The sequence below is a fragment of the Ruegeria sp. AL1 genome, from assembly GCF_056540905.1.
Genome location: NZ_JBQFXP010000014.1, coordinates 121,918 through 129,142, shown reverse-complemented (window position 1 = coordinate 129,142; position 7,225 = coordinate 121,918). Strand labels below are relative to the sequence as shown.

The following is a 7,225-nucleotide window of genomic DNA, read 5'->3' as shown; positions in this document are numbered from 1 at the left end:
GCCGTGGAGTTTGAGCGATGAAACAGGATCTTCCCGTTTTTCCGGCCCTTCACGGCTCGACCAGCAGCGGCAAACAGTGGTGCGTTTTGGCGGGCGAGATCACAGGTCAGGCGACCGTGCTTGCACCGAACCTGCCGGGCTATGGCTCGGCGGCTGCGGACAAATCGGACCGGCTGGAAATGTTGGCTAAGGTTTTGGCCGCGCAGAAGGGCAGGGTACACATTGTGGCGCATTCCTTTGGCGGTGCGGTTGCCATGAAGCTGGCCAATACCTGCCCCGAACGGGTGAGCAGTGTTACGCTATATGACCCGATCACCCCGTCACGGGACGGCGCTGACTGCCTGTCGCCCGAACTGGACGCTCTGTGGCACGAAGCGCGTCATCTTGCTCCGAGGGATTTGATGCGCGCGTTTATCGAGTTCTGGTCAGGGCAGGGGAGTTGGGCGCGATTGGGTCCTGATCAGCAAAACCGTCTTTTGGCACATCACCCCGGGATGATCCGCGACATGACTGAGGTGTTCTCGGGGCGTTGGACGCTGGATCAGGTCCGTTATACCGGCCCTCTCACCATTCTGCGCGGCGGTCTTTCCCCAGACGTAACCGCAACCATGTGCCGGGCTTTCGCACGGACGCATCCACAGGCTGTCGAATTGTTGTTGCCTAATCACGGGCACATGGCCCCGCTGACCCATGCTGTTCCAATGGCGAAGGCTTTTGCAGATTGCCTGTCACCGTATCTGAAGGACAGCGCGCTGGCCGCGTGACCGAAACCTTGCGGCACTTCGAAACCCGAATGCAGGAGGATTGATCATGCGCAATGAACAGCTGGAAGGCGGCTGCGATTGCAGTGAGGTTCGGTATCGGCTCTTGGCCTCACCCTTGATCGTGCATGGATGTCATTGTCGAAGGTGCCAGCGGCAAACCGACAGCACGCATGCGGTCAATGCGTTGATCGAGGGCAGTAATGTCCTGCTGCTGTCCGGAAATATCATCGAGGATATGGCTGAAACACCGTCCGGCAGCGGGCAGAGGATATCTCGCTGTGCAAACTGTCATGTGGCGGTCTGGAGCGAGTACCTGCGGTTCGCCAAACGCGTGCCGTCCCCCATCCTGTTCATCCGCGCAGGGACTTTGGACCAACCACACCACCTTCCGCCCGATGTCTATATTCACACCGACAGCAAACAGCCCCATGCGATCCTTAAAAACGGAGTGCCGTCTTTCGGAGCTTTCTACGATCTCAGACAGGTCTGGTCAGAAGAGAGTATGAAACGCCTGCAGAATATGTAGGGAAACTTCCCAAAAGGGACTATTGACGCCGGTTTAAGCCTTCAAAAACATTGAAAAAGACCATTTGAGCCAAAGACTCTTTACACAGCCGTTCCTCCCGCGACAACATGCAAGAAATTTGAAAATTCGAATATCGGGATGAATTCTCCCGGTGTGCCCGTGCTAAATTGCGCGTCGGATGATTGTGATTGTAAGGGGGGAATTATGGCCGGTATTTTTCGTTGGATTGTACCCGTGTTTCTGGTTTTTGCACCGACACTTGTCGGCGCACAGACCGAACAGGAGGGTGTAGCCGAGCCTGTATCAGACGATGATCTGCTCACGCAGGCCGAGCTGGAAAATCTGGTCGCACCGATTGCCTTATTTCCGGACACGCTCTTGATTCAGATCCTGATTGCGGCGACCAGTCCGATGGAAGTCGTCAAAAGCGACCGGTTGCTGGCCAGCATGGACGGTGAAGAGCCTGAGATCATTCAAGCTGCTGTAGAAGCCGAAGAATGGGATGAAAGCGTTGAGGTTCTGGCTGTTGCCTTCCCGGAAGTGATCGAGGATATGGCGGCCCATATCGAATGGACCGAAACCATGGGCGACGCCATGCTTGCCCAAAGTGACGAGGTGATGGTCGCCGTTCAGACCATGCGGACCCAGGCGATCAACAACGGTATCCTGATATCGGGCGAGGAACAGCTTGTCGAGGTCACGGAAGACGAAACCGTCATCATCCAACCTGCGGACCCAGAAGTTGTTTATGTGCCGCAATATGACCCTCAGTTCGTTTATACCGACAACAACAGCAACCTTGTTGGCGACGCCATTGTCACCGGAGCTATCGCGTTTGGGACATTCGCCCTGATCGACGCCATTTTTGACGATGATGACGACTGGAATGACTACTGGGGTTGTCGAAATTTCGGGGGTTGGGGTGGGGGCCCGATCTATCGAAATCCGAATATTGATCTGGATATCGACGGCAATGTGAATATCGGCAATGACGTCAATATCGGGAACGGAAATATCAACCGCCCTGACAATGGCTGGAAACCGGATGATCGAAAGAAGGATCAGGCGCGAGACAAGATTGCCTCCAAAAAGGATCCAGGGGGCAAGACCAAGCTGCCGATAGACAAAGGTGACAGCAGCGCGGATGCCTTGCGAAGCAAACTGTCCCAGAAATCCGGTGCGCCAGATATCTCCCGGCCCGGATCGCAGGCCAAAACGGAAGCAGTTCGGAAAACCATGAAGGATGGGGGCACGCCCAAGGTCAATCGGGCCACGCCGAATAAGGCAGTGAAGAAACCGGCCCAAAAGCCAGCGGTTAAGAAACCATCCGGGACCAAGTCCCATGTCACCAAGGCCACTAAGCCCAAAGCGGTCAGCTAGCCTAAGGCGACCCCCAAGAAATCCAACGGGCAAAAAGCGCGCAAGGCTTCGCAACGGGGTAAAGCCAGCCACCAAAAAGCCCAGCGGAGGAGATAAGAGCATGACCAATAAGCTGATCAAAATAACTGCAATTGCTGCGCTGTTTTCAAACCCGGTCTGGGCCGAACCAGCCGTGTATGACTCACCTCAGGAGGCGCTTGAGGCGATGGTCGCGGCGCTGAAAAGCCCAGAGGAAGGCGCCACTTTGGCCGTCTTTGGGCCAGAGGCTGCGGACTATCTTTCCGATGGAAACCCGGTCGAGGACAAGATCAACAAACTGGCCCTGCTGTCCCTTTACAAAGAAGGCTATCGGCTTGTGCCGCAAGACGATGGCTCGGTCCTGATCGCGCTGGGTGAAGAAGGCTGGCTGTTCCCGGTGCCCATCGCAAAGACGGACACGTCATGGTCCTTTGACAACGATGCAGGTCGGGAAGAAGTGCGTCTGCGCGAAATTGGCCGCAACGAACTGGACGTAATCGAATTGATGGTGGCCTATGTCGACATCCAGGCCGATTTCCGGTCGCAGGATCAAAATGGCGACGGGGTCAGGGAATTTGCAAGCCAGATTATCTCAACCTCAGCGGATCAGCGGGATGGGCTGTTTTGGGCAGATGAAGACACGCTTTTGGGCGAGCTTTTCGCGCGCGCCTCGGCCCTTGGTTACAGCGACGGTGAAACCGATCACGCGCCCGAACCCTATTTGGGCTACTATTTCCGTATCCTGACCGAGCAAACCGATGCGGCACCCGGCGGCGCCATGGACTATTTCGTCAATGGTCACATGGTTGCGGGTCACGCTCTTCTGGCCGTTCCGGCAGAGTTCGGAGAGACTGGTGTGCACAGTTTCATGGTGTCGGAAAACGGTGTCGTGTTTGAGTCTGTTCTGGGCGAGGACACACTGGAAAAGGCGGCAGGCACAACGGGATTTGATCCGTCTGAGGATTGGCAGCCGGTCAATTAAACCGGCGCGTCAACACAGACATTCGATATTGGAGATTTTTCAGAAGACTATTAGAGGATTTGCGACAATGAGTTTGGTCAAGACACTTGCGAAGGCTGCAGTTGGTATCGCGATTGCAAAGGGAGTAGGGGGCATGATGTCCCGGTCAAACGGCGCATCAGCAGGGAGTGTTTCGGGTCGCGGCGCGCCCTATGGCGGCTCAGCTTCCCAAATGCCTACATCAGAGGGTGGAGGCTTGGGCGGCATGCTTGGAAAAATGCTGGGCGGCAACGGACCCAGAGGCCGCGGTAGCCTCGGCGGTGCCTTGGACGAACTCAGCCAGATTTCGACAGAGAGTTTTTCAGGCTCAGAGGCTGCGGCGCGTCCGTTTGATGCGCCAAAACAAGGCTCACTTGGCGACATGCTGAACCAGAGCCTTGAGGGGTTTGGTCAAGAACAAGCCACGCCATCGCCCGAGCAGGAGGAAATGGCCGGAGTGTTGTTGCGCGCGCTTATTCAGGCAGCAAAAGCGGATGGTCGCATAGATACGAGCGAAAAAGAACAGCTAACGCAGCATCTGGGCGACCTGGATCGCGAGGAACTGGAGTTTGTAAAGGCCGAGCTTGCCAAGCCCGTCGATGTGCCCGCGCTGGTTCGTGACGTTCCGGCAGGGGCAGGCGGGCAAGTCTATATGATGTCAGTCATGGGGATCGATCTGGATACAAACAAAGAGGCCCGGTACCTGCATGAGCTGTCACAAGCGCCGGGTCTCAAGCCGGACATGGTGAATTCGATCCACGATAGAATGGGTGAGCCTCGACTATTCAGATAGATTGGTCGGCTTACTCGGGAACGGTTGCGCAGATCGTGACGAATTCTCCTGCAGTAGCGCCGCTTCAAGACTCTGAGGAAACACTATTGGCGTTCAGTCCTTTGATACCAATTTGGTTTGAATGACGAACTGAGTGACCGGATCGACGTCTTCGTTTTCAAGCAGGGTTGCGAACTGGGTGTCCAAGCGTGTTTCATTCCAATTGCGCATCGCGATCGCAATCTCCAGAGTCGACGAGTGATCCTGTTCCAGCTCGCGGGAAAAGATTCTGATGATTTGGTTTCTGAGCACCGGCGACACCGCACCAGAGTCAACCAAGGCGCGAATAAGAAGTCGTTTACGGTCCTGTTTGAGATTTGCCGACCCTAACGCGGCGTCCATATGCTTCAAGCTGTACGGTGACCCTGAGCAGATGCAGCGGTCGCAGGCTGCGAGAATTCAAATGGCGGTTTCGGATTTGTTGAACGAACGCGAACTGGGTCTCGGTCAGCGACGGCACGTCGATATTGTCGAGTTCCACAGAACCAGTATCCCACGCATTCCGAGTCCCGGTGCCAGTAGTGACAAGGGTCAGATCTGATCCTGCCCCACTGAAGTGGTCATTTTGATTACTCGCATCCAATGGTTTCGATGGTTGTTCGTTTGATCCTTCTTCTGTTTCAGGATGTTTTGACCGCGCCCGAAGCAGTCATCGGGCTGGGCGATGAACATCATCTGTGTGTCAACAGGAACGGCTGGAATCCGGGCGAAAGGATTTTGTCGCCGTGGGGCAGGAGGCGGGTCTGAAGACACGGCGTGTATCCGACATTGTCGGGCAGGTTTGCCATGCCTTCCATCAATGGCCTGTTTTTGGGGGCGCAAGCTGGATTCCTGAAGCGCGAAGCCGGGAAATTGGATCAAAACAGGATGTGATTGGCACAAACCGATTGGGGCGGCTCGTGGACGCTTTGATGTCAGCAGTGTTCGCCGCGGTTTTGTCGATGACATTCTTTTGCGGCAAACCGTCGACCTCGGGCATAGGCGCGAAGGATTTGGTGGCGGTTGGTTCGTCGCGCCCAAACAGGCATGTGGCGTAAATGCGCGCGTCATCCCGGCCGCGTTTGCGACGGCTTGTGCTTTCACGGGGCGCGGCCTGTATGCTGGCTTTTTTGCTGCTCCAGCCGTGGCCAAAGCTATCTTCTGTTTTCCCGCAATTTGTTAATACTGAAACAAATCTTTCACCAAACCGTCACACGATCCGCATAGGTGACCGCTTGTGCGCACAACCCGTGCATTGCTTTGGGGTTCTTCCCCATTCGCATCAGACTTTTCACTTTGAACTGCCTGTCCCCTGACGCCGGCCTAACTGCCAAACACCGGGACTGCTTCCGAATCGGAGGATCGAAATGACCAACTTCAAACTGAGCGCAGCCGCTGCCGCCGTCGCCTTTTCCGCGACCGCAGCGTTTGCCGAAACCGAAATCACCTGGTGGCACGCGATGGGCGGCCAGCTGGGCGAGACCGTCAACAAAATCGCCGAGGATTTCAACGCCTCGCAGGACGACTACAAGATCACTCCAGTCTACAAAGGCAGCTACGAAGAGACGCTGACCGCAGGGATCGCGGCCTTCCGCGCGGGCGAACAGCCCAACGTCATGCAAGTGTTCGATGCGGGTGCCGCCACCGTGATTGGTGCCAAGGGTGCAACCATCCCGGTTCAGGACCTGCTGGCCAATAATGGTGTCGATTTCGACATCAACGAATATATCGCCGGTGTACGCTATTTCTATGCCGACAGCGACGGCAAGATGATCGGCATGCCCTTCAATTCATCGACGCCGATCCTGTATTACAATGTCGATGCGCTGGACGCCGCAGGTGTCACGCCGCCGAAGACGTGGGAAGAGTTCCAGTCGACCACAGCCCCGGCGCTGAAAGATGCAGGTTACATCGCGCTCAGCCAGTCGCACCTGCCCTGGATCTTTACCGAAAACTTCATGTCGCGCCACGACCTGCCGTTTGCGACCCACAACAACGGCTACGACGGTATCGACACGCAGATCCTGGTCAACAACGACGCGATCAAGGCGCATTTCACCGCTGTAAGCGAGTGGAAGGAAAACGGTATGTTCGAATGGTACGGCACCGGTTGGGGTGACAACCAGAAGCCGTTCGAAGAAGGCAAGGTCGCGATGTGGCTGGGCTCGTCCGGTTCGTTCGGCGGTCTGCTGCAAAAAGACCTGCCATTTGAATTCAGCGCGACCGAACTGCCCTATTGGGAAGCCGTAACCGCCGAGCCCACTCAGACCTTCATCGGTGGCGCAGCGCTGTTTGCCATGTCCGGCAAGTCGGACGAGGAAAACAAGGCGACAGCCGAGTTCTTCCGGTTTCTGACCGCGCCCGAGACCCAGTATTTCTGGCATCAGGAAACCGGTTATGTACCGATCACCGAGGCCGCGTATGAGGTTGCCAAGAAAGACGGCCACTATGACCGTTTCCCGGCGGCCGAGGTTGGTGTCAACCAGCTGCAAGGCAAGGCCGGTGACAACACCAAAGGTTATCGCATGGGCTTTTACGTGCAGATCCGCGACATCATGAACCGCGAATATGGCCGTATCCTGACCGGTGAAACCGACGTCGAGACCGCGTTCAAGACAATCGAAGAAGAAGCCAACGAGCTGCTGGCCCGCTTTGGCAAAACCCAGGGTTAACCCCCCGGGATCACCCCCAGAATGGTCGTGCCCTTGGGCGCGGCCATCACACTT

Annotated in this window: 7 protein-coding genes; 6 read left to right on the top strand and 1 reads right to left on the bottom strand. The window is 56.2% G+C overall.

Features of this window, described 5'->3' with window-relative positions; genetic code table 11:
- The first annotated feature begins 17 nt into the window (after positions 1 to 17).
- The 5 genes from ACRZ9X_RS20290 to ACRZ9X_RS20270 all read left to right on the top strand — a co-directional run bounded on the left by ACRZ9X_RS20290 (position 18) and on the right by ACRZ9X_RS20270 (position 4,481).
- Positions 18 to 764 carry an alpha/beta fold hydrolase gene (locus ACRZ9X_RS20290; protein WP_480521890.1) on the top strand — a complete coding sequence of 249 codons (747 nt, stop codon included), beginning with the start codon at positions 18 to 20 and terminating at the stop codon, positions 762 to 764.
- A gap of 46 nt (positions 765 to 810) precedes the next feature.
- Positions 811 to 1,290: a GFA family protein gene (locus ACRZ9X_RS20285; RefSeq protein ID WP_480521889.1), complete on the top strand. Its 480-nt coding sequence runs from the start codon at positions 811 to 813 to the stop codon at positions 1,288 to 1,290.
- A gap of 204 nt (positions 1,291 to 1,494) precedes the next feature.
- Positions 1,495 to 2,670 carry a DUF3300 domain-containing protein gene (locus tag ACRZ9X_RS20280; RefSeq protein ID WP_480521888.1) on the top strand — a complete coding sequence of 392 codons (1,176 nt, stop codon included), beginning with the start codon at positions 1,495 to 1,497 and terminating at the stop codon, positions 2,668 to 2,670.
- Positions 2,671 to 2,770: 100 nt separating this feature from the next.
- Complete coding sequence (locus tag ACRZ9X_RS20275; protein WP_480521887.1) at positions 2,771 to 3,670, top strand: DUF2950 family protein; 900 nt, start codon at positions 2,771 to 2,773, stop codon at positions 3,668 to 3,670.
- A gap of 67 nt (positions 3,671 to 3,737) precedes the next feature.
- Positions 3,738 to 4,481 (top strand): DUF533 domain-containing protein, encoded by a 744-nt coding sequence (locus ACRZ9X_RS20270; protein WP_480521886.1) that lies wholly within the window; start codon positions 3,738 to 3,740, stop codon positions 4,479 to 4,481.
- Positions 4,482 to 4,574: 93 nt separating this feature from the next.
- On the opposite strand, the gene ACRZ9X_RS20265 is transcribed toward ACRZ9X_RS20270, so the two are convergent.
- The gene (locus ACRZ9X_RS20265; RefSeq protein WP_480521885.1) at positions 4,575 to 4,862 is read right to left on the bottom strand and encodes a hypothetical protein; all 288 of its coding nucleotides are present in this window, start codon (positions 4,860 to 4,862) and stop codon (positions 4,575 to 4,577) included.
- A 1,004-nt stretch (positions 4,863 to 5,866) separates the two neighbouring features.
- Between ACRZ9X_RS20265 and ACRZ9X_RS20260 the strand changes: the two genes are divergently transcribed.
- Positions 5,867 to 7,171 carry an extracellular solute-binding protein gene (locus tag ACRZ9X_RS20260; RefSeq protein WP_480521884.1) on the top strand — a complete coding sequence of 435 codons (1,305 nt, stop codon included), beginning with the start codon at positions 5,867 to 5,869 and terminating at the stop codon, positions 7,169 to 7,171.
- The last annotated feature ends 54 nt before the right edge of the window (positions 7,172 to 7,225 follow it).